The 21,744-nt window shown below is 63.1% G+C and carries 14 protein-coding genes and 1 other RNA gene; 9 read left to right on the top strand and 6 right to left on the bottom strand.

The genetic code is table 11. The features are described from left to right. Positions 1-125 precede the first annotated feature (125 nt). Complete coding sequence (locus VHD36_00305) at positions 126-584, bottom strand: FHA domain-containing protein (GenBank protein HVU85732.1); 459 nt, start codon at positions 582-584, stop codon at positions 126-128. A 100-nt stretch (positions 585-684) separates the two neighbouring features. On the opposite strand from VHD36_00305, the gene VHD36_00300 reads away from it, so the two are divergent. Both VHD36_00300 and rnpB read left to right on the top strand, forming a co-directional pair. Continuing rightward, positions 685-1,635, top strand: coding sequence for a TIGR01212 family radical SAM protein (locus VHD36_00300; GenBank protein ID HVU85731.1), 951 nt, complete (start codon positions 685-687; stop codon positions 1,633-1,635). Positions 1,636-1,738: 103 nt separating this feature from the next. After that, positions 1,739-2,189, top strand: an RNA gene (gene rnpB / locus VHD36_00295) — RNase P RNA component class A. Between the two features lie 83 nt (positions 2,190-2,272). Here rnpB and VHD36_00290 read toward each other — a convergent pair. Beyond that, positions 2,273-2,653, bottom strand: a complete 381-nt coding sequence (locus VHD36_00290) for a toxin-antitoxin system HicB family antitoxin (GenBank protein HVU85730.1) — start codon at positions 2,651-2,653, stop codon at positions 2,273-2,275. Positions 2,654-3,107: 454 nt separating this feature from the next. Further along, positions 3,108-4,031 carry a sugar phosphate isomerase/epimerase family protein gene (locus tag VHD36_00285; GenBank protein HVU85729.1) on the bottom strand — a complete coding sequence of 308 codons (924 nt, stop codon included), beginning with the start codon at positions 4,029-4,031 and terminating at the stop codon, positions 3,108-3,110. Positions 4,032-4,431: 400 nt separating this feature from the next. On the opposite strand from VHD36_00285, the gene VHD36_00280 reads away from it, so the two are divergent. Next, positions 4,432-7,380 carry a protein kinase gene (locus VHD36_00280; protein HVU85728.1) on the top strand — a complete coding sequence of 983 codons (2,949 nt, stop codon included), beginning with the start codon at positions 4,432-4,434 and terminating at the stop codon, positions 7,378-7,380. 24 nt (positions 7,381-7,404) lie between these two features. Here VHD36_00280 and VHD36_00275 read toward each other — a convergent pair whose 3' ends face one another. Further along, positions 7,405-7,659 (bottom strand): hypothetical protein, encoded by a 255-nt coding sequence (locus VHD36_00275; GenBank protein ID HVU85727.1) that lies wholly within the window; start codon positions 7,657-7,659, stop codon positions 7,405-7,407. 580 nt (positions 7,660-8,239) lie between these two features. On the opposite strand from VHD36_00275, the gene VHD36_00270 reads away from it, so the two are divergent. From VHD36_00270 to VHD36_00255, 4 genes are all read left to right on the top strand, one after another. After that, positions 8,240-8,629: a hypothetical protein gene (locus tag VHD36_00270; protein ID HVU85726.1), complete on the top strand. Its 390-nt coding sequence runs from the start codon at positions 8,240-8,242 to the stop codon at positions 8,627-8,629. Between the two features lie 214 nt (positions 8,630-8,843). Next, a complete protein-coding gene (locus VHD36_00265) occupies positions 8,844-12,926 on the top strand; it encodes a PVC-type heme-binding CxxCH protein (protein HVU85725.1) in 4,083 nt (1,360 codons plus the stop codon). A 143-nt stretch (positions 12,927-13,069) separates the two neighbouring features. After that, positions 13,070-14,287: an iron-containing alcohol dehydrogenase gene (locus tag VHD36_00260; protein ID HVU85724.1), complete on the top strand. Its 1,218-nt coding sequence runs from the start codon at positions 13,070-13,072 to the stop codon at positions 14,285-14,287. Next, positions 14,284-15,207 (top strand): PfkB family carbohydrate kinase, encoded by a 924-nt coding sequence (locus VHD36_00255; protein HVU85723.1) that lies wholly within the window; start codon positions 14,284-14,286, stop codon positions 15,205-15,207. Before VHD36_00260 ends, VHD36_00255 begins: the two co-directional genes overlap by 4 nt. A gap of 107 nt (positions 15,208-15,314) precedes the next feature. Here VHD36_00255 and VHD36_00250 read toward each other — a convergent pair whose 3' ends face one another. After that, positions 15,315-17,291 (bottom strand): redoxin domain-containing protein, encoded by a 1,977-nt coding sequence (locus tag VHD36_00250; protein HVU85722.1) that lies wholly within the window; start codon positions 17,289-17,291, stop codon positions 15,315-15,317. Positions 17,292-17,582: 291 nt separating this feature from the next. Here VHD36_00250 and VHD36_00245 point away from each other — a divergent pair, with 291 nt between their 5' ends. Both VHD36_00245 and VHD36_00240 read left to right on the top strand, forming a co-directional pair. Further along, positions 17,583-18,857 carry a leucine-rich repeat domain-containing protein gene (locus VHD36_00245; GenBank protein HVU85721.1) on the top strand — a complete coding sequence of 425 codons (1,275 nt, stop codon included), beginning with the start codon at positions 17,583-17,585 and terminating at the stop codon, positions 18,855-18,857. A 257-nt stretch (positions 18,858-19,114) separates the two neighbouring features. After that, positions 19,115-21,115 carry a YgiQ family radical SAM protein gene (locus VHD36_00240; GenBank protein HVU85720.1) on the top strand — a complete coding sequence of 667 codons (2,001 nt, stop codon included), beginning with the start codon at positions 19,115-19,117 and terminating at the stop codon, positions 21,113-21,115. Between the two features lie 138 nt (positions 21,116-21,253). On the opposite strand, the gene VHD36_00235 is transcribed toward VHD36_00240, so the two are convergent. After that, positions 21,254-21,744: hypothetical protein (locus VHD36_00235; GenBank protein ID HVU85719.1), on the bottom strand; the 491-nt coding region annotated here is incomplete at its 5' end.

Here is a 21,744-nt window from a genome sequence, read left to right as displayed (position 1 = left end):
CAGCGGGAAGCAGACGCGACCGGACCATGCGCCGGCCGGAGACACGCAAAGATGCCGAGGGAGAGAACTGCAGGCAACGCGAGAAACAGCGTAGCGGCAGAAGGAGTTTCATCAGGCGGAAGAACTCAAATGGGCTTATTGAAGTCCTTGATCTGGCCGGCTTCGTTATTCGTTACGTCGTAACGGTCCTTGGCCGGCCCTTTTTCCTTTGACAGTCCAGCCCGCTCAAGCAGCGATTTCGAGAAAATCTCGCTGTTCGGAGCGCCGGGACTAGGCGGAGGACCAACGGCCCCCAGGTCGGCCGGCGAGTACTGAACCGTGTAACGGTGAGTGGCGATGCTGAGCACGTCGCCTGGGTCGAGCCGCTTTTCCGTGGTGCGCGTGCCGTTGACCTTCAGACCGTTGCGGCTCTTCTGGTCGCGCACGTACCAGTAGCCGGAGTCGATCTGCAACTGACAATGGTGAGCCGAGACATTGGGGAATCGCAAGACGATGTCGCAGCTTTCACGACGCCCGACAAGCAACGTTTTCTTCCGCAACGGAATCGTGTCGCCACCGCCAAGCGGAATCAATTCGCCATACATTTCGCAGGATGCTCGACGCGAAGGACTTGGTATAAAAACACTTAAAGCATTACGCCTTGAGTCTATGCAGCCCCGCGAAATGCGTCAATAATCCGCCGTTATGTGCCCCTCTCTCTTACCCGACTGGCGCGCCGCCGGGCTTCGTTATTTTACGCTTAATCATTACTTGCGCAACCGTTTCGGGCATCGTGTCCAAAAAGTCAGCCTTAACGGCGGCTTCACATGCCCCAATGTGGATGGGACGGTCGCGACCGGCGGTTGTGTCTTTTGCGATAACCGTAGTTTCAGCCCCAGCCGCCGCGTGCCACGTGGGGCCATCCGGGCTCAGCTCGACGAAGGCATTCGCCGGCTGAAGTGGCGTTACGAAGTCGATCATTTTCTGGCGTATTTTCAGCCGGCCACGAACACCTACGCGCCGGTCGATCGCCTGGCGCAGGTTTACGAAGAGGCGCTCGACCATCCGCAAGTTGTTGGTCTGGCGATCGGCACACGGCCCGATTGTCTTCCGGACGAGGTCCTGGACCTGCTCTCGAAGCTGGCGGCGCGGAGCTATTTATCCCTGGAGCTTGGTCTGCAGACGAAGCACGACCGCTCGCTGGCGTGGATGAACCGCGGACATGGCCATGCCGCCACGGTCGAGGCGGTCGCTCGCTGCCTGGGGCGCGGATTCGAGCTGTGTGCTCACGTGATGCTCGGCCTGCCGGGGGAATCGCGCGAGGATATGCTGGCCACGGCCCGCGAGGTGGCGCGCCTGCGTTTCGACGCCGTAAAGATCCACAACTTGTACGCCGTGAAGGGGACGCCGCTGGCCGACTGGGTATCGGCCGGCCACGTGCGACTTATGGATCGCGACGAGTACATCGCCACCGTCGTCGACTTCCTGGAACTGCTTCCGCCAGAGTGCGTCGTGGAGCGGGTCAGCGGCGAGGTGCCGCCCGACTACCTGGTGGCCCCCTCCTGGTGCCTCGACAAGCCGTCGCTGCGGCAGGCGCTCGACGCCGAATTCCAGCGGCGCGACACATGGCAGGGGGCAGTAGTCGGTAGGCGGTAGCCAGTAGTCAGTTGATACGGAACTGGCGCAGGCCTCCGCTGACTACTGGCTACCGACTACTGACTACTCTTCCTCCCGCGGTTATCGTATTAGAGATGGGTTCGGAGTGGACCCGATGGCCGCCGGTCGTGGCTGGCGCGCAGGGTCTTCGGGCCCGGCGCGCCCCAGCGACGGGAGGAAAGTCCGGGCACCCACGGACACGGTGATGGGTAACACCCACCGGCCGCGAGGCCAGGGAAAGTGCAACAGAAAGTAAACCGCCGCGGCGAGCTTGCTCGACGCGGTAAGGGTGAAACGGCGAGGTAAGAGCTCACCAGCAGGCCGGGTGACCGGCCTGGCTCGGCAAACCCCACCGGGTGCAAGGCCAAACAGGAAGCAGTCGCGTCGCGCAGCGCAAGCTGCACGGCGCGCACGGAACGTCCGGGCCGTCATGACTTCCGGGTAGGCCGCTCGAGACGCCGAGCAATCGGCGCCCTAGAGAAATGGCCATCCCCCGTCGTGCCCCTCGCGGGACACGACGGGGACAGAACCCGGCTTACAAGTCCACTCCGAACCCGTTCTTTTCGTTCACCCCGGTTTGACCGGTTCGATGCAAGCGGTTACTGGCAGCCCGAGGAGATGATTCCCCGCGGGCCCGTCAGGCGTCGACCGGCACCAGGTCGCCGTCGACCATCTGCAAGAGCTTCGAGATGCAGAGCTTGTTCATGCTGGTGTGCCGCTCGTGAGCCTCGGCACGGAGCGACTCGTGCAGGCTCTTCGGCAGGCGGACCGTGATCACGCGCGTCGGCTCGCGCGAGCTGGCAAAGAAGTCGCCGCGGGCGCGGAGCTTGGCCAGCCGCTGTTGAATTTCTCCATATTCCGCGCTCTGCTCGAAGCGGCTCAGCAACTCGGGCGAGGGGAAGGCCCGGCGGACCACGCCCTCCAGTCCAAGGATCTCGCGAAAGAAGGTCACCCAATCGGGGCTCTGTTGAAACATTTCATCGGCAACACGCAGAACCTCCTGCTCTTTGGTCATCATCGCGTCCTATCTCCTACGTCGGGGCAAACGAATCCTTTCCGTCGACGGCCCCTCTGGCCGCCGGTTCGCCCTCATCATCACAGCAGGTCAAGCACTGCACGGATGTCGCTTCATCGCTAGCACTTAGAGCGATCGCCCGTTTTTTGGGCAGGGGTGCCTCCGAGCGGGCATCGGATGCTCTGCCTAAATGTTGTGCAAAGCCACTTTTCCCATTTCCAGAGTGTCCCCTCCGAATCGCTTGAAAAGAATCAAGAAAGCCGCATGCCCCGCGCCCCCAAACCAAACGGCCTGGCAAAACGCGCAGAATGCTTAACGGCTGCACCGCAGGTGCGCCCTGGCCCGTCGAACGACTGCACCGCAGGTGCGCTCTGGCCCGTCGAACGGCTGCACCGCAGGTGCGGCTTTGTCGATCGATGGCGGTACGGCCTAGCGACCCGTCGCAACCGCCCCCCGCTTAACCGGCCAACTCGTCCCGGACCCGTTCCAGCAGTTTCTTCGTGGCCTTGATCCCGTCGGGCTCGGAGAGTTTGGCCCCCTCATACTCGATCCCTACCCGGCCGTGGTAACCGGCGTCGATGACGATCTTCATCATCTTTTTGTAGTCGGTCTTGGTCTCGTTCCCCTGCTCGTCGAAGTCGTGGCTCTTGGCACTAACGGCCTTGGCGAAAGGCATGAGCTCGGTGACCCCCTTATAGCGGTCGTACATCTCGGTGGCCGAGACGCGGAAATTGCCAAAGTCGGGCAAGGTTCCGCAATTCGGCAGGTTGACCGCCTTGATCACTCCGACCAGCCACTGACCGTTCGAGGAGAGCCCGCCGTGGTTCTCGACAATTACATTGATGCCGTGATCGCGGCCAAATTCGGAAACCCGCCGCAGGCCGTCGGCAGCCAGCTTCTGCGTCTCTTCGTAACTCCCCTTGCTGGCGGCATTGACCCGGATGGCATGGCAGCCGAGGAACTTGGCGGCCTCGATCCAGGGGTAATGGTTCTCGACGGCCTTTTTGCGTTTGTCTTCATCCGGATCACCCAGCGATCCCTCGCCGTCGATCATGATCAGGACGTTCTGCACCCCCAGGTCCGCGGCTCGCTGCTTGAGTTCGGAAAGGTAAGCGGTGTCCTTGGCCTTGTCCTTGAAGAACTGATTCACGTACTCGACGGCATCGATGCCGTAATCGTTCTTGGCCGCGGCCGGGAACTCGAGGTTGTTCATCTTGCCCCCGAACAGCGTCTTGTGCAGCGACCATTCGGCCAGGGAGATGGTGTAAAGCGGCTCCTTGGCGGCAGCCCCCTTGGCAAAACGGGTGACCGGCAACAGGGCGCCCGCGGCCGCAACGCTCGAGGTGGCCAGAAATTGACGTCGATCAAAATGGCGAGACATAGGAGGTCCTTTCAGAGCACGGGAGGCGCCGTCAGAAAAAGAGGGCGAGGCGACGAATCCGCCGACGGCGGCCAGGTGTGCGGCCAGTATAGGTGCCGCGATTTAGGTCGGCAACGAAGTTCGCACGCTATCGGTTTTTCACCCCTGGCCGTCTGAAATCCGAATGATTGGTCCCCTCGCGACCTGTAACGGCAGCCCAGGGACACCTTTTTTTGACGGCTTGCAAGCCCTTCAACTATCATGGTCAGTTGTACGGAGACATGGCCAGCCGCTCTTGTCCTTCGGACGTTCGTTCCGACCAACGATTCGTTGCGCTTCTCCTTTCCGGCGCATCTGAGTCGTGATTGAAAGCCTGGCCCTTAAACATGCTGCACGATTACCCCGACGGATGCAGGGCCGCATGAGTCAATCGAGTTCCAGCGAGGTGCGAATCACTTCGCCGGGCGACGCCATGTCGCCGGGCGGTGAGCGTCCGCCTGCGCCTGCCTCCAGCCCCCCGCATGCCGACGACCGCACGGTAATTTCTGATCGGCCCCCATTGCAGCCGACGGCCGATGGCTCGCGACCTCCACTGTTTGAATTTGGCAAGCTCGTGGCCGGCGACCGGCTGGGGCACTTCGAGCTCTTGGAATACGTGGGCGGAGGGGGCATGGGAGCCGTGTTCCGCGCGCGGGATACGATGCTCGATCGGGAGGTGGCACTGAAGGTTCTTTCCCGGGCCCAGGGGGCCGACGACGAAACGCGCCGCCGCTTCCATGTCGAGGCCCAGTCGGCGGCCCGACTCGACCATCAGAATATCGCGCGGGTCTATTACGTCGGCGAAGACCAGGGACTGAACTTCATCGTCTTCGAGTTCATCCGGGGAGAGAACATCCGCGACCTGGTCGAGCGGCAGGGTTCGCTGTCCGTCGGCGACGCCGTCAGTTTCACGCTGCAGATTGCCGAGGCGTTGACGCACGCCTGCCAGCGGAACGTCGTTCACCGCGATATCAAACCGTCGAACATCATCGTCACCGGGGAAGGTCGGGCGAAGCTGGTCGATATGGGGCTGGCCCGACTGCACGCCCGCACCGCCAACGACGATCTCACGGCCAGCGGCGTGACGCTGGGGACGTTCGATTACATCTCGCCCGAGCAGGCCCGCGATCCGCGCATGGCCGATGTTCGCAGCGACATCTATTCCTTGGGCTGCACGCTGTACTACATGCTCACGGCCCGGCCGCCGTTCCCCGAAGGGACCGTGTTACAAAAGTTGTTGCAGCACCAGGCCGACGAAGTTCCCGACCCGCGGCAGATCAATCCCGAGATCCCTGACGAAATCGCGGCGCTTTTGCGGCGCATGCTCGCCAAGGATCCACGGCAGCGCTTTCAGGAGCCGGGCGAGTTGATCGCCGAGCTGTTGGTCGTGGCCGATCGGCTCGATTTGCGGCCCGTGACGACGGGGCAATTCTGGATCGCGCCGCAGCAAGGGCTGGCGTTCTGGGAGCGACATCTTCCCTGGATTGCTCCCGTCGCGGCCCTGGTACTGATCGTGCTGGGCGTGGAATGGTTCGGTTCCTCTTCGGCGCCGCCAGGACTTACGAATCCCGAAGACCCGCGCGTGGGTGTCACGCGCGCCACCCCGCCCGCGAATGTGATTCCGGTCGACGGCCCTAAAGCGCGCGCCGCGGACGTCGCGGTGGCGGGCGGGCGCTCGCTCGAGAATCCGTCGACATCTCGCGAAACCCGCGCCGCGGAAGAGTCCGTTCAAAGCCAGGCCCCAGGACAGCCCATCGACGAGAAGATCGCTGCCGAGAAAGCGAACGCCGATGATGCCGCGGTCGTAATGCCCGACGCCGTGGCTGGCAAAGGTGACGATTCGTCCACGGTCGACCGACCGACGAGCCGCATCCCGCGAGTTGCGGAAAATGCTAATACGCCCGTGACGGGCAATGAACGTGCCGCAAATCGGTCAGCGGCGGTTCGCAGCGCCGCGGACAATGCGGACGTGGCCGCTACGGAAACGCGAAACTCCGATGTCCGTTCGTCGCAAGCGCGAGCCGCCGAGGCCCCCGCCGCGCCCACCGTCGTGAGCGTGCCCGAACCCGGCAGCGCGGCGCCCGCTGTGCCGTCCGGCGGCGTGGCGATCCTCTCGGTCGAAGGGGGCGAGCGCAAGCAATTCGCCAGCCTGAAGGCGGCCTGCAGCGCCGCCAAGAACAACGACGTGATCGAGTTGCAGTTCAATGGGGTTCGCGAACAAGAGCCACTGGAACTTGCCAATCTGCGATTGACGATTCGCGCCGGGGCAGGTTTTCGTCCCGTGCTGGCCTTTCGGCCGGCGCAGTTTGGGCCCGGCGTCTTTGGACGCAGCATGATCAATGTGACGGGCGGTCGACTGACGTTTTTGAACGTCGGCCTGCTTTTGGATATTGCGCGCGAGGCGACCGCCGATGGCTGGTCGCTCTTCGAAACGCGGCAAGCCGAACAATTGCGGTTCGAGGGATGCTCGCTCACGATTCGCAACCCGGGCGCGGCAGGGAGCGGCTATCACGACAACGTGTCGTTCTTCGACGTGAAGGCGGCGCCGGGGCTTGACACCATGATGAAGACGCCCGAATCGCCGCAGATTCATCCGTTGAATCTCGACCTGCAAAACTGCATCGCACGCGGCGAGGCGGTCTTTATCCACTCGGCTGATGCGCAGCCGCTGGCGCTGGATTGGGACAACGGGCTGTTGGCCGTTTCCGATTCTCTGCTGCTGGCCGAGGGTAGTTCCTCGTCGCCGCCGCCCGGCGAGCGCGTGGAAATCCGGCTGAATCATCTGACCGCGGTCGCGAACGATGGCCTGATTCGACTCCTCGCCGCGAGCGACGTCCCCTATCTGCTGAAAACGGAAGTGAGCTGCGCCAATAGCTTCCTGGTGACCCGCGGCTCACCGTTGGTCGAGCAGCGCGGCCCGCAACGCACGGCGATGCTCGAGCAGCAATTCCAATGGAGCGGTGACCGCAACTTTTGCCAGGGCTTTTCCGTCTTTTGGCAATTGGTTGACACGAACGCCTCGAACGCGCCGCGGCTGGTTTCCGAAGCGCAGTGGCAAGCGCAGATGGGCCAGGGGGACAATCTGCTGCGACTCCAGGAACGCATCTGGAAGCGCGGCGCGGCGGACGATCGGCCGGCGAGCGCGCTGCGCCGCGAGGATTTTGTGTTGGCCGATCGATTACGCGGGCCTGGCGGTCCCTACGAGGCCAGCGATATGGGGGACGTGGGCATGGACTCGCGTCGTCTGCCCGACCTGCCGGCCGAGCCGCTTCCTTTGCTCGGCGTACGCGAGCTGGAGCGGCCGATGCCTCGGGCGAGCGGCGAGCGATAACGCCCGCGGTGCCCTTGCAGGCACCTATTGATACCACTCGTCATGACGACGGTTGGCGAGTATGGTCGGAAGGGCACAGCCGGCAATGGATACCAGCCCTGCGCCAACGGCCACAAGCGCGTGATACTTCTTGAGCACGGCGGCCTTTGCACTTTGGCCGGCCCAGGCCGAATGTCGTGGATCGTTCCTGATCGTTGTGATACGCACGGCCTCGCCAAGCAGCCAGCAACTGCCGAAGTACAGGACGACAAAGAGGACGACGCCAGCGATGCAGCGCATGGTCTTTCTCCGCGCACGGTGACGCTGTATTTCTAAAAGCCTAGCATTTGATTTTCACCGCGAACGAATGAGCGGCCCTGCCCAGTTGTATCGGACGTGGTTCGAAGCGGGTTTCCACGGAGTGATGGGCACCACCGCGCGTCACCGCTGCCTGGAAGGCACCTCGCCAGTTGGTATCTTTCGTGCCCCCGTCCCACGCGGAAAAGCGTGTCATTCCCGAGAGATCTGGATTCAAGATTGCCACTGCCGGATTCCGGTATACTTGACACTGTCGATTGCCGGGGTTTTACTGTTGCGTAGCGGTCAAGGATGGACGAACCCTACCGCCTGGTCTCACGTCCGCTTGTGGCGGACGCCCGCCCGAGACCGACCGCCGCCAGCAGGGTGCCCAGGCACAACTTGCGATGGGCACGAACTGCGACAGGCCCAAGCAGCGAGCTCGTTTCGCGGCTATTTGTTTGTCGCCGGTCGATGTTGGCCGTTCGAACGTACTTCAAGCCGTAGCAAGACCTTAGCCAGGGCGAGCCGCGTGGCGCCGTCCGGGGCGAAAAACCTCAGCGAGAAATTGGGAGTAGTGCGCATGACGAAGTTTGCACTGACGCTAGTGGCCGCAGCCATTGTGGTCGGCTCGACAATCAACACGGCGCTCGCGATTGCACCGTTCAAGAAGGAGTTCGACGAGCTGTACGTGAAGAATTCGAAGAACGAGGAATTCGTCGCGGCCGCCAAGAAAGCCAATTGCCTGATCTGTCACGGCAAGAACGCCGAAGGCAAGGAAGACAAGAAGGTCCGCAACGCCTACGGCAAGGCGCTCGACAAGCTGCTGGATAAGAAGGAAGACGCCAAGAACGTCGAAAAGATCAAGGCCGCGCTCGAGACCGTTGCCAAGGAAAAGTCGAACCCCGACGATCCCAGCTCGCCGACCTTCGGTGACTTGCTGTCGCAGGGTAAGCTGCCCAGCGGCAATTAAGCGAGCTGCTGCGGAACCCACCAATAGAAACACCGCGCTACCCGCGAGGGACGCGGTGTTTTTTTGCGCACACCACGCGGCCGTGGACTCGCGATTTTCGCCGTCGCCTGTGCTAATCTAGGAGGGCCGTTCCGGGCCTTGGGAACGGCTAAGCGGTCCCTTCAGCGCCTCGAATATTCGCACGCTTCAAAACGATACTCCGGGAAGTTGACACATGACGCATCGGCTCGTACGCGTAGCGCCTTTTCTTGCGATGATTCTTTCCGGCCTGTTGGCCCCAAGCGGCAACTTTCGTTCGGCAACGGCCGCAGACGTTGCCGCCGCGCGAGCCGATGGGCAGCTTCCTACGGACCAAAAAGGGCAGCCGCTGAATTTCGATTTCGAGACCGGCAACCTCCGCGATTGGCAAGCGACGGGCGACGCGTTCACTGGTCAGCCAGTCAAGGACGACACCGTACACGCCCGCCGCGCGGACATGCGCAGCAATCACGCCGGAAGTTTCTGGGTCGGGACGTACGAAGTCGCCGGCGACAAGCCGCAAGGGACGCTGACCTCGCGCGCCTTCCGCGTGACACGCCCTTTTGCCAGCTTCCTGATCGCGGGCGGTTCGAGCCCCACGTCGCGCGTGGAAATCGTGCGTGACGATTCGAAAAAGATCGTTTATCAGATTTCGGGCGATGACACTGAGAATCTCAAGCCGGTCGTTGTCGATCTCACGGCGCACATCGGTCAGGATGCGTTTGTGCGATTGGTGGACGAAAGCTCGGCCGGCTGGGGGCACATCAATTTCGATGACTTCCGCCTGCACGAAACGAAACCCGATATTCCGGATCGCGCGGGCCCGCAACCGCTGGACGTTTACGCGCACGCCGGGCTCGATCCGCAGGCCGCCGCCCGGGCGATGACCGTGCCCGACGGTTTTCGGGTCACGCTTTTCGCGGGCGAACCCGACGTGCAGCAACCGATCGCCCAGGCGATCGACGACCGCGGCCGGCTGTGGGTGGCCGAAGCATATACCTATCCCATGCGCGCGCCCGAGGGAAAAGGGCGCGATCGAATTCTGATCTTCTCGGACACCGACGGCGACGGTCACTTCGACAACCGTAAAGTGTTCGCCGAGAATCTGAACCTCGTCAGCGGCTTGGAAATCGGTTTTGGCGGCGTATGGGTCGGCGCGGCGCCTGAGTTTTTGTTCATTCCCGATGCTGATCGTGATGATCGGCCCGACGGCCCGCCGCAAGTGCTCCTCGACGGTTGGGGGTATCAAGACACGCACGAGACGCTGAACACGTTTACGTGGGGGCCTGATGGCTGGTTGTACGGCTGCCACGGTGTCTTCACCTTCTCCAACGTCGGCAAGCCGGGCACGCCCAAAGAAAAACGCACACAGATCAATGCCGGCATCTGGCGCTATCATCCGAAGAAGCACGTTTTCGAAGTCTTCGCCGAAGGGACGAGTAACCCCTGGGGCATCGATTTCAACGACCAGGGGCAAGCCTTCATCACGGCCTGCGTGATCCCGCACCTTTATCACATCATTCAAGGCGGGCGTTACGAGCGGCAGGCCGGGCAACACTACAACAAGTTCACCTACGACGACATCAAGACCGTCGCCAAGCACCGGCACTGGATCGGCGCCACGCCCCACTCGGGCAACAACCGCTCCGACGCGGCGGGTGGCGGTCACGCGCATGCGGGCGCCATGCTTTATCTCGGCGATGCCTGGCCCGCGGAATATCGCGGCCGGCTCTTCATGAACAATATTCACGGCGCGCGGCTGAACGTCGATCAGCTTGCGCCGCGCGGCAGCGGGTACGACGGTGACCGCTCGCCCGATTTTCTTTTCGCGAACGATAGCTGGTCACAGATCATCAATCTGCAGTACGGTCCCGACGGGCAGATGTACATGATCGACTGGTATGATCGCAACCAGTGCCATCACGGAAACGTCGAAGGGCACGATCGCTCGAACGGCCGCATCTTCAAGATCAGCTACGGTGACAATCGGCCCGCGCCGGTTGAAATCAATCGTTTGGGCGACGGCGAGCTGGTCAATTTGCTGTTGAGCCGCAACGACTGGCACGTGCGCCACGCGCGGCGCGTGATTCAAGAACGTGGCTTAAAAGACGAAGACGCGCGCAAGAATCTGATCGACATGGCGTTTGCGCATGCCGACGGTACGCGGCGTCTGCGCGGCCTGTGGGCCTTGCACGCGGCGGGCATGCTCGACGAAACACTCGTCGCGCGCGGACTCGCGAACGACGATCCGTACGTGCGCGCCTGGACGATTCAGCTTGCCTGCGAAGACCGGCAGCCGTCGCCCGATTCACTTGCGACGTTTCAAAAACTGGCCGAGCAAGATTCCTCGCCGGTCGTGCGCCGGTATCTCGCTTCGGCAGCCGGGCGGATCGCGCCGGCGGATCGCTGGGAGGTCGTCAGCCGCCTGGCCCGGCACGGCGAAGACGCGCAGGATCACAACTTGCCGCTCATGATCTGGTACGCGGCCGAGCCCCTGGCGATCGTCGACGCCGGGCGCGCTTTGCAGCTTGCACTCGATGGCCAGATTCCCCAATTGGCGACGTTCATGGCCCGACGCGTGGCCGCACTGGGCACGCCCGAGGCACTGGCCTTGGTCGTCGGCGCGATTTCTTCGCGCGACGATAAGGCCTCGCACGCGGCGCTCGTGGCCGGGGTGACTGAAGCGCTGCGCGGCAAACGACAAGTCGAGATGCCGAAAACGTGGCCCGATGCGCTGAAACGCATCAAGCAATCGGGCGATGCGGGGACGATCGCGCAAGCTATGGCGCTGGCGGCGACGTTTGGCGATGCCACTGCCGTCGACAACATGCGCGCGCTCGTCGCGGATTCTCATGCGGCGCTCGAGCAGCGGCAAGGCGCGCTGGCCGGACTTTTGAAAGTGCGCGATCCGAAGCTGGCACCGACGTTGCAAGCTTTGCTCGACGATGCCGGCATGCGCTCGGCGGCGCTGCGTGGGCTGGCACAGTACGACGATCCGAAAACGGCGGCCGCCATTCTGGCCGTATATGCGAAGCTGAATTCCGTCGAGCGGCGCGACGCGCTGGCGACGCTCAGCTCGCGTGTCGACTATGCCAATGCGCTGCTCGACGCGGTCGCTTCCAAGCAGGTCGCGTCCGCCGATTTGTCGGCCGATCTGGTGCGTCAGTTGCACAACCTGAAGAACGCCGCGCTCGATAAGAAGATCAACGAAGCCTGGGGCACGGTGCGCGATACCGACGAGGATAAACAGGAGATGATCGCGTACTACAAGAAGATCATCGGAAATCGTCGCCAAAAGCCCGACGCCGCGCTCGGGCGTACGGTCTTCGCCAAGACGTGCCAGCAATGCCACACCCTGTTCGGGACGGGCGGCAAGGTCGGTCCGGAGCTGACCGGGTCGAATCGCGCGAACCTCGATTACGTGCTCTCGAACGTATTGGATTCGAGCGCCCTGGTGGGCAAGGACTATCAGACGACCGTCATCGCCACCAGTGATGGCCGCGTGCTGACCGGCATCGTGCGCGGCGAAGATAACGACGCCGTAACGCTCGTCACGGCCAACGAAACCGTCGTCGTGCCCAAGGGGGAAATCGACGAACGGACGCTCAGCCCGAAATCGATGATGCCCGACGATCTTTGGAAGCCTCTCTCGGATCATGAAGTGCGCTCGCTGGTCGCGTACCTGGCCAGCCCGGAACAAGTGCCGGCGCTATTGACGGCCGAGAACGCACAGAATTTCTTTAGCGGCCGCGATCTTGCCGGTTGGCAAGGCAACGACAAACTGTGGCGCGTCGAGAATGGCGAGATTGTCGGCCAGACCTCGGGTCTCGCGCGAAACGAATTCCTGCGCAGCGACATAACGGCCGAGAATTTCCGCTTGTCGCTCGACGTGAAGCTTCTCGATAACCGTGGCAACAGCGGCATTCAGTTTCGCAGCGAGGCCTTGCCCGAGGGAGAGATGCGCGGCTATCAGGCGGACGTTGGCCCCGGCTGGTGGGGAAAGCTATATGAGGAGAATCGCCGCGGCCTCTTGTGGGACCAATCGGGCGAAGCGTTCGTGAAGCCAGGCGCGTGGAATCACTACGAGATCGTGGCCGACGGAAACCACATTCGCACGTGGATCAACGGTCAGCCATGCGTCGACTTCACGGACAATTCCGGCGTGCCGCGCGGCATCTTCGCCCTGCAACTGCACGCGGGCGACGCGACCGAAGTGCGCTTCAAGAATTTGAAGCTGGAGCCGATCGCGAAGGATGAACCTGCCGCTGGCGGACGGTGACCGTAGGCATCGACTGCGAGAATGGGGTGCCACTGGTGGCTTGCCCCACCAGTGCAAAAAACGAACAACGGATAATCTGTCCGAGGACGTTCGAAGTGGCACCTAAAGCGAACGACACCGCACGTAAGGATTGATTGTCGAGCATGGCTGCCACGCCTTTTGATGTGCTTTCCGCTGGGTATGACTTCCTGGCCCCGCCGCGCATCGCCTTTGGCTGGGGGCAGCGCTGCGAAGTTGGCAAAATCGCGCGCACGCTGGGCGAGCGCCGGGCGTTCGTCGTGTCGGGCTCGCGCACGCTGAGTGCCACGGGCGCGGTGGACGAGATTGCGAAATCTCTATCGGCGGCGGGCCTCGCACCGGTCGCGATTCACGCGCCCTCGCACGAGCCCGAGGTCGCCGACGTCGATCGCCTGGTCGCGCACTTGCGCGAGCAGCAGGCCGCCGAGGGCGACGTGATGATCGCCATCGGCGGCGGCTCGACGATCGATCTGGCCAAGGCGGCCGCCGCGCTGGTCACCAATACCGCGTCGACCAAGGGCACGGGCACAAGCGTCGTCGATTATCTGGAAGGCGTGGGGCGCGGGCTGGCAATCACGCGTTCTCCGCTACCGCTGTTGGCCATGCCCACTACTGGCGGCACCGGTACCGAGGCGACGAAGAACGCAGTCATCTCGAGCTACGATCCGCCGTTCAAAAAGAGCTTGCGCTCGGACTTGATGGTGCCGCGCGCGGTGCTCGTGGATCCCGAGCTGAGCGTGTCGCTGCCGGCGTCGATCACGGCGGCGTGCGGCATGGACGCCATCACGCAATGCCTGGAAAGCTATATCTCGCGCCGCGCCAAACCGATCGCCCGGGCGCTCGCGGCCGAAGGGCTGCGCCGCGCGGTGCCGGCGATTGTCACGGCTGTCAGTGAACCAACGAATCGCGCCGCGCGCGAGGCCATGGCTCATGCCGCGCTCTTGTCGGGCATGGCGCTGGCGAACTCCGGTTTAGGGCTGGCGCATGGCGTGGCGGCGGCGCTGGGTGTCTTGGCACGCACGCGACATGGGTTAGCGTGCGCCGTGATGCTGCCGGCGGCGCTCGTGACGAATCGCCCCCATTGCGAGCATGCGATGGCCGAGCTTGCTCGCCTGGTGTGGAATGATTCCTGGTCGAATGACGCCGCGGCGGCTGATGCGCTGGTGGCACGCATCGAGGAATTGTGTCGCGCCGTGAACGTGCCGCGTCGCTTGCGCGATATCGACGTGCAGCGCGAACAGATACCGGCACTCGTGCGGGCCTCGCACGGCAACAGCCTGGACGGCAACCCCGTAACAATCAGCGACGAGCAGTTGCAGGCGATCCTGGAGCGCATGTGGTGATTGTCGCCGCTGGATTATCGCCTGCCTGGCAGCAGATTCTGGTATTCGACCGATTTGCCGCGGGCGAGGTGAATCGCGCGGTCGAAGCGCACTGGTGCGGCTCGGGCAAGGTTTTGAACGTCGGCATCGGCCTCGCGCATCTCGGGGCGGACTGCCGCACGATCGCGCCCTTGGGCGGCGCTGCACGAACGGCCATCGAAGCAGAATTCGCATCCTTGGGCGCGCCGCTACGAACGATAGCGTGCCGCGAACCGACGCGGGTTTGCACGACGATTCTCGATCGCGCGACCGGCACGACGACCGAACTGGTCGAAAATGCCCGATCGTTACTGACAGAGGAGCTCGCCGCGTGTGTTCAGGCGTTTGCCGTTGAAGCGGCGTCGGCCGGGGTCGTCGTGCTCACCGGTTCGCTGCCCGGCGGCGTATCGAGCAGTTTCTATCGCGAGTTGCTCGAACGCACGCCAGCTCGAGCCGTTATGGACGTGCGCGGACCGGAGCTGGAGGCCGCGCTCCCATGCCGGCCGCTCGTCGTGAAACCCAACCGCGAGGAACTGGCCAAAACGTTTGGCCGCACACTCTCCACAGAGGCTGAGTTGCTGTCCGCCATGCGCCGCCTGAACAGCGACGGCGCCCAATGGGTTGTCGTCACGGCGGGCAAGGATGCGGTGCTGGCCACAAGCGCCGGCCACGCGTATCGATTACTGCCGCCAAAGATTGAAAACATCATTAACCCGATCGGCTGCGGCGACGCGTTGGCGGCGGGCATGGCCGTGGCGATCGAGCGCGGCGCCGAAGTGATCGACGCCGTGCGTTACGGCATGGCGGCCGCGGGCGATCGTTTGCGGCTGCTATTGCCGGGCCGGCTTGATCCGCGGCTGGTCGACGACATGGCGCGAGGAATCGTCGCGCAAAAGGTCTAGTCGGTCGTCTCACTAGCCCGAAGCGCGAGCGAGGGACGCGCAGTGTTTTCAGGGCGAAGAACCCTCGCTGGCGCTCCGGGCTGCTGCGAGTGCGGCAGCTCGAGCTTCTACTTATCCGCCGGCTTCGGCGGCACGCGGCGGCTGGCGTTGAGCAGCGAGTTCAACGTTCCGCCATCGGTGCCAAAGAGCTTGCCGGCCTCGTCCAGGATGTGCTTGCGCCCCTCGGCGTCGATCGGCGATTCGTTCCATTGCTTGAACGCGCTTTGCATCAGGGCCATGCCGATCTTTTGCTCGTCGCTGCGGCGATCGGCCAACACCTGGAAAATGCCAAAGCACATTTCGTCCGTGCTGCCGTTGCCGAACAGCACGCGCCTGGGCGGATTGCTGGGGTTCAGCGGGTTGGCACTCGTATTGTCGTACCGGCTGGTGATGTCCAGTCGCGTTCCTTGCGGCAACCGCACCGGCTCGCGGTACATGTAATTGTTCTGCCAGTAGAAGTTCCAATCCTTGATCCACACGAGCGATTTCACCACGCCGTCGGGCAGGGTGGCGGTCAGCTTCATTTCCTTGCCTACCAGGTGCATGTGCGGCAGAAGCGAGATCAACGTCACGTCGATCGGCAGCGTCACGGACGACGAGATCGTGTAATCCGGGGCGTTGGGCGGAATGTCGATCATCAGCGATCCAACGACCAACGGCGCGCCGGCCATCGTGCGCTCGACTGGCTTGTCGGCAAAGTACAGAGCGATCTGCGATTGATCGGTTTCTTCCTTGCCGCTGGGATGCATGTGGAGCTGGATGACGAGATCGGCGTTCTTCTTAACGGGCAGGCCGATGTTCTCAGGAAAGAAACGCGGGATCATGCCGGGCGTCCACACGCCCACAATGCCGGCCACGGGGATGCCGATCGAGCCCGAGGTTTGATAGCCGGGCTCGGGCGTTTCGGCGTCGCGCTTGCGGCCCACGCCCATCGTGTCGAGAAACAGGATCGCGTGATGGACGACCGCGGCGTTACCGGCGCGGAACTCCCAACCGACGACCGTTTTGTTTTCGTCGAGGTTGAGCGGAATGATGAAGTGCTGAAAGATATCCGGCCCGTCGGCGGGCACGGTGAACGGGGCGGGCGCGATGAGCTCCACGTCGGGCTTACCCAGTTTCCAGCCCGAGGCGAACTGCGGCTGCGGCGGTAAATCGTCGGCGGCCCCCTCGGGTGCGCCGGCCTTGGCCCACGCTTCCAATAGCGCGATCTGCTTTTCGGTTAGCTGGCGCGTGTCGAAAAAATCGCCGTGGCCCAACTCGGCCGTCCACGGGGGCATCTTGCGGCTGCGCGAAATCGTGGCCAGGAAGCTGGCCCGCTTGGCCGCGTCGGTGTGTGAGAGGAGGGAAAACGGCGCGACTTCGCCCGGCCGATGACATTCGGCGCAGCGCGCGAAGAGCAGGGGAGCAATGTCGCGATTGAACGTGGGGACCAGTTCCTCGTCGCCGGCCACCTTTTCAACCGGGCAGCCGACAGGCGTGGTGCGCGCGGTTGCAACCGGCTTGCCGCTGGCAACCGCCGCGATCGCATCGGCCAGTTCATGCGTCGTGGCCTGGGGGCGCTTCTTGCCCGGCTCGCCGTACCAGTCGTCGATCCGGCCGCGATAAGCGACCTGGGCCGCCGTGTCGAGGACGAACGCCTCGGGCACGTTGGTGGGGGCGAGGACGTCGAGAATCTCGCCCGACGCATCGAAGAGCACGGGGAACTTGATATCGAAATCCTTTTGGAACTTCACGGCCTGGGCCCGGGTGATCGTCTCGTCCGAGATGACGCCGTAGAACTTCACCGGCTGATCGGCGAGCGACGCCGCCAGGCGATTGAGCGTCGGCACATATTCGCGCGAGACCGGGCAATCGGTCGCCAGGAAGACGAGGCCCAGTGCCTTATATCCGTCGCCATCCCCGATGTTGTGCGGCTTGCCGTCGAGGTCGAGGGCGAACAAGAACCGGGCAGGCGCGACGGGGGCTGGCTGGGGCGCTTGTCCGGCGACGTCTTTGGCTGACTCGTTGGCGAGTGCCGTCGAGAGCACGGCACCAGTGAAAGTCATCGCGAGTAAGGCGATTGTTAGCCGCCGATTGGCCCTCGTGCGTTCGAATCGCTCCATGGATCGCATCATCGCGGACAGGCTCCCCTGCAAAGTGGCTTTCTGCACCGAACACTAAGGCGGCGGGCGAGACGAAGAACAAATATCGCCGTCTGTACATGTACCGTCAATCGGAAAGGGTGGTTTCAGCCTTTTTGGCAGGGTCAACGGTAAGATAAATGCATAGGGGATCTCATTCGGGCGTTCGTTCATGGCCGCGGCTCCCGCCCGGGAGCAAATAACTGGATGAACAGCGTGCAAGCGAATTCTGTGACAGCGCGCTCGTTCCGCTCTTACACCCTGCGATCGCTCTTTGCCTTCATCACAATTCTGGCCGTCGGTCTGGCTTGGGTGGCACGTGAGCAGGCCCAGTCGCGCTACGAGCGGGAAATTGCCGAAAAGCTGCGGGCCCGCGACGTCGATCCGTGGCTTACGGGCCTGTACGACACAGGCTCGGCGGGGCCGATGCCGTGGTGGCGCGATGCTCTGTCCCGCGTTTATGGCGAGCGAATTCGCAGCGTCGACTTCCGCTGGAAGCGAACGCCGCCCGATTTGTCGCTGCTTGAACATTGCACGAGCATCGAGGAAATCAATTTCCGCGTGGTCGCAGTGAGCGACCTGTCGCCACTGGCAGGATACAGGAAGCTCTATTGGCTGAGCGTTAACAGCCCTCAGCTCCAGGACGTTACGCCCCTTGTGCGCGTGGTGAGTCTGAAGGAGCTGCTCCTTGATGGAACAGGTGTAAGCGACCTTCGCCCCCTTGCCGGATTGGTGCGTCTGGAGTGGCTTGTGCTCGACAAGACGCAGGTGGCGGATCTCGCGCCGCTTGCGAATCTCAGGCAGATGAGAGCCTTGTCGATCGAAGACACACAGGTAAGCGACCTCGCGCCCCTGGCGAATATGACGCAGCTATATCAGGTTCTCGCCAGCCGCACGAAAGTGAGCGATCTCTCTCCACTTGCGGGCCACGAAGGGCTTAGTTGGTTACAGTTCGAGGGGACGTCGGTTCACGACCTTGCACCTCTTGCTCGATGCGAGAATCTCATTGGGCTTGATTCGGGCGATACGCGCGTCACGGATATCTCGGTTCTAGAAAAGCTGACCAAGCTGCAATGGCTGAGCCTCCGCGGCTTGCCTCTGGCGGACGTTTCCTCGCTCTCTGGGCTTGTGCAGTTGGAGCAACTCAATCTTTCTCAGACGCAGATCAGTGATCTTGCGCCGCTGGCATCACTCAACGCTCTATGGAATTTGGAGCTCGCTCGAACGAGTGTGACGGACCTTACGCCGCTCGTCGGGCTGGCGCGCCTGCGAGAACTCGACCTCTCGTCGACACCGGTGGCCGATATCTCGCCCTTGGCGGGATTACAGTCGCTCGAGAAGCTCGACCTAACGGGTACCGCGGTCGCGGACGTATCCCCGCTCGCGACATTGCGGAAACTGGAAACGTTGCGCATCGATGGATCTCTCGCGTCCAGCGCACAGATTGCCCAGCTCAAACAGGCGTTACCGAATTGCCAGATCAGCCAATGAGTCGCGTCCGCGAGCTTCTGGCCGCGCGTGCCGCTGGCTATCGACTCTGCGGCGGGCGGGATAGAATGGCCAGGCTGTGCTCTGTGAACGAGCCTCTTTGTTTGTGCCGCTTGCGCCCTTGAGCTTTGGCGATGAATCTTGCTTCCCAGTCTGACCCTCACCCTGCCCTCTCCCTGGAAGGGAGAGGGATTGGTCAGGCTGCGCCACCATTCGGCGGTCAGGCTGCGCCGGCATTCAGCGACCAGGCTGCGCGCGGATTGAGCTCGCTACCCATCGTCGACGCACCGGGGGCGAGCTATTCCTGTCCACCGCTCGAGGCGGGGCCGGTTCGTTCTTCGCCGACGCCGCCGCTCCCTATGTCGCGCGAGGAGATGTGCGCGCGTGGGTGGGACGAAGTCGACGTCGTGTTCGTCACCGGCGACGCGTACGTCGATCATCCCAGCTTTGCCATGGCGCTGTTGGGTCGATTGCTGGAGAGCGAGGGTTTTCGCGTCGGCATCGTCAGTCAGCCTGACTGGCATAATTGCGAAGCCTGGCGGACGTTCGGCCGGCCGCGGCTCTTCTTTGCCGTGAGCGCCGGCAACATGGACTCGATGATCAATCACTACACCGCCAATCGGAAGGTGCGCAACGATGATGCGTACAGTCCCGGCGGCCGGATTGGACGGCGGCCGGATCGGGCTACGCTGGCCTATTGCCAGCGCGCGCGGGAGGCGTATTCCGGTGTTCCGGTGATTGCCGGCGGCGTCGAGGCCAGCTTGCGCCGGCTTGCGCACTACGACTATTGGAGCGATAAAGTCCGCCGGTCGATCATCCTCGACGCCAAGGCCGATCTGTTGGTGTACGGGATGGGCGAACGGCCGATTGTCGAGGTTGCCCGACGGCTGGCCGCCGGCGAAACGGTCCGCGATCTGCGCGACATGCGCGGCGTGGTGTATCGGCTGGGCGCAAGTGAAACGCCGCCAACCGAGAATACGCTTACGCTGCCGAGCTACGAGCAGGTCTCGACCGACAAACCGGCTTTTGCCGAAATGACCAAGATCGCGCACCTGGAGACGAATCCGTACAACGCCCGCCGGCTGGTGCAATATCACGGACGCGAGGCGGTGGTGGCCAACCCGCCCGCCTTTCCGCTCGGGCAGGACGAAATGGATCGCGTGTACGGATTGCCTTACACGCGTCGCCCGCACCCGGCTTACCGCGAGGAAAAGATTCCGGCGTACCAGGTCGTCAAGGATTCGGTGCAGATCATGCGCGGCTGTTTCGGCGGCTGTACGTTCTGCTCGATCACCGCCCACGAAGGGCGCATCATCCAGAGCCGCAGCCAGACGTCGGTGCTTTCCGAAATCAAGCAGATGGCGGCGGAGCCTGAGTTCACCGGCGTGGTGAGCGACATCGGCGGACCGACGGCCAACATGTACCAGATGCGCTGCACGCGCCCCGAGGTCGAGGCCCGCTGCCGGCGCTTGAGCTGCGTTCACCCGACGATTTGCAAGTTGCTGGGGACCGATCACGGGCCGCTGGTGGAACTGATGCGCGAAGCGCGCGAAGAGCCCGGCGTGCGCAAGGTGCTGGTCGCCTCGGGCATTCGCATGGACCTGGCGCGGCGCGATCCGCAGTACATGCGCGAACTGGCCGAGCATCACGTCGGCGGGCTCTTGAAGGTCGCGCCCGAGCACACCGATCCGAATGTGCTCTCGACGATGAAAAAGCCCACGATCGATGATTTCACGGCCTTCGATCGCGAATTCAAAAAGGCCAGCAGCAAGGCGGGCAAGAAGCAGTACCTGGTGCCGTATTTCATCGCCAGCCATCCGGCCAGCGATGTCGATTCGATGATCGAGCTGGCGCTATTCCTCAAGCGGAATCATTACAAGCCTGACCAGGTGCAGGATTTCATTCCCAGCCCCTTCGACATCGCGGCCTGCATGTATCACACCGGCATCGATCCGATGACCAAGAAGCCGGTGTATGTCGCGAAGCAGTTGCGCGATCGCCGTTCGCAACGGGCGCTGTTGCAGTTCTTCAAGCCGGAGAATTATTTCGAGGTGCGGCGGGCGCTGGAGGAAGCGGGGCGGCAGGACTTGATCGGCAGCGGCTGCGATTGCCTGATTCCTGATCGGGCGCCAAAGGCCGCGCTCGACAAGCGGCGTGTGAAAGCGAATCGCGAGGTGCGCGAACAGCGCGAAGGGGATCACATCCGCGGCGAGCCGGGTTACCGCCCGCATCGGAAGTCGTCGCAGCGGCGGTCGCGCTAGCAGCGCTTCGGTTAGACGCTGTTTCAAAACGGTCGCTCTACCGACCGGTGTGCCACTGGTAGCTTGTCTACCAGTGCTTACATGGAATTCTCACTGGTGGGCGAGCCACCAGTGGCACCCAACAATCGTTTCAGCGCCTTAGCGCGCGAGGTTCGGCTGCGGACGCCGCGCCAAGCCGACGATCAACAGCGTCCAGGCCACGACCAAGCCCACGCCCGCGGCGATATGCGCAAGGGTGACGGCCGTTTCTTGCCAGGCGACCGCGCCGGCTGCTCCGGCCTGAGCGGCCGCGATCGGTAGAGTGCTTTTTGTGCCCCACCAGGCGTTCGCCACTTCCGAGGCGAGCATGACCCACGTCAGCCAGGCGGCCAAGAGCATCAGTGCCGCGGAGCGCGGCCCGACATTGTGCAGCAGCGCCACGAGCAGAACGGCCAGCACGATAAACAGCACACCGTTTGACGTGAACTCGATGTGTGCCGTCAGTGCCAGGCGGGGAAAGGGCGTCGCCGGTACGACAAAACCCCACACCAGGCCGGCCAGGACCATGCCCAGGCCATGGAAAAGGATCTGACGGGCTGTGCGCTCGACGGTCATTTGACTGCCCTCTGACGAATTCGCCCGGTCCTGCA

The organism is Pirellulales bacterium (assembly GCA_035546535.1).
GTDB lineage: Bacteria > Planctomycetota > Planctomycetia > Pirellulales > JACPPG01 > JACPPG01.
This window is presented reverse-complemented; position numbering and strand designations above follow the sequence as displayed.

Bases quoted from the DNA above. Each gene is read 5' to 3' on its own strand.
- VHD36_00280 (HVU85728.1), top strand. From the start codon at position 4,432: ATGAGTCAATCGAGTTCCAGCGAGGTGCGAATCACTTCGCCGGGCGAC.
- VHD36_00270 (HVU85726.1), top strand. From the start codon at position 8,240: ATGACGAAGTTTGCACTGACGCTAGTGGCCGCAGCCATTGTGGTCGGC.
- VHD36_00285 (HVU85729.1), bottom strand. From the start codon at position 4,031: ATGTCTCGCCATTTTGATCGACGTCAATTTCTGGCCACCTCGAGCGTT.
- VHD36_00265 (HVU85725.1), top strand. From the start codon at position 8,844: ATGACGCATCGGCTCGTACGCGTAGCGCCTTTTCTTGCGATGATTCTT.
- VHD36_00250 (HVU85722.1), bottom strand. From the start codon at position 17,291: ATGACTTTCACTGGTGCCGTGCTCTCGACGGCACTCGCCAACGAGTCA.
- VHD36_00300 (HVU85731.1), top strand. From the start codon at position 685: ATGTGCCCCTCTCTCTTACCCGACTGGCGCGCCGCCGGGCTTCGTTAT.
- VHD36_00305 (HVU85732.1), bottom strand. From the start codon at position 584: ATGTATGGCGAATTGATTCCGCTTGGCGGTGGCGACACGATTCCGTTG.
- VHD36_00290 (HVU85730.1), bottom strand. From the start codon at position 2,653: ATGATGACCAAAGAGCAGGAGGTTCTGCGTGTTGCCGATGAAATGTTT.
- VHD36_00260 (HVU85724.1), top strand. From the start codon at position 13,070: ATGGCTGCCACGCCTTTTGATGTGCTTTCCGCTGGGTATGACTTCCTG.
- VHD36_00275 (HVU85727.1), bottom strand. From the start codon at position 7,659: ATGCGCTGCATCGCTGGCGTCGTCCTCTTTGTCGTCCTGTACTTCGGC.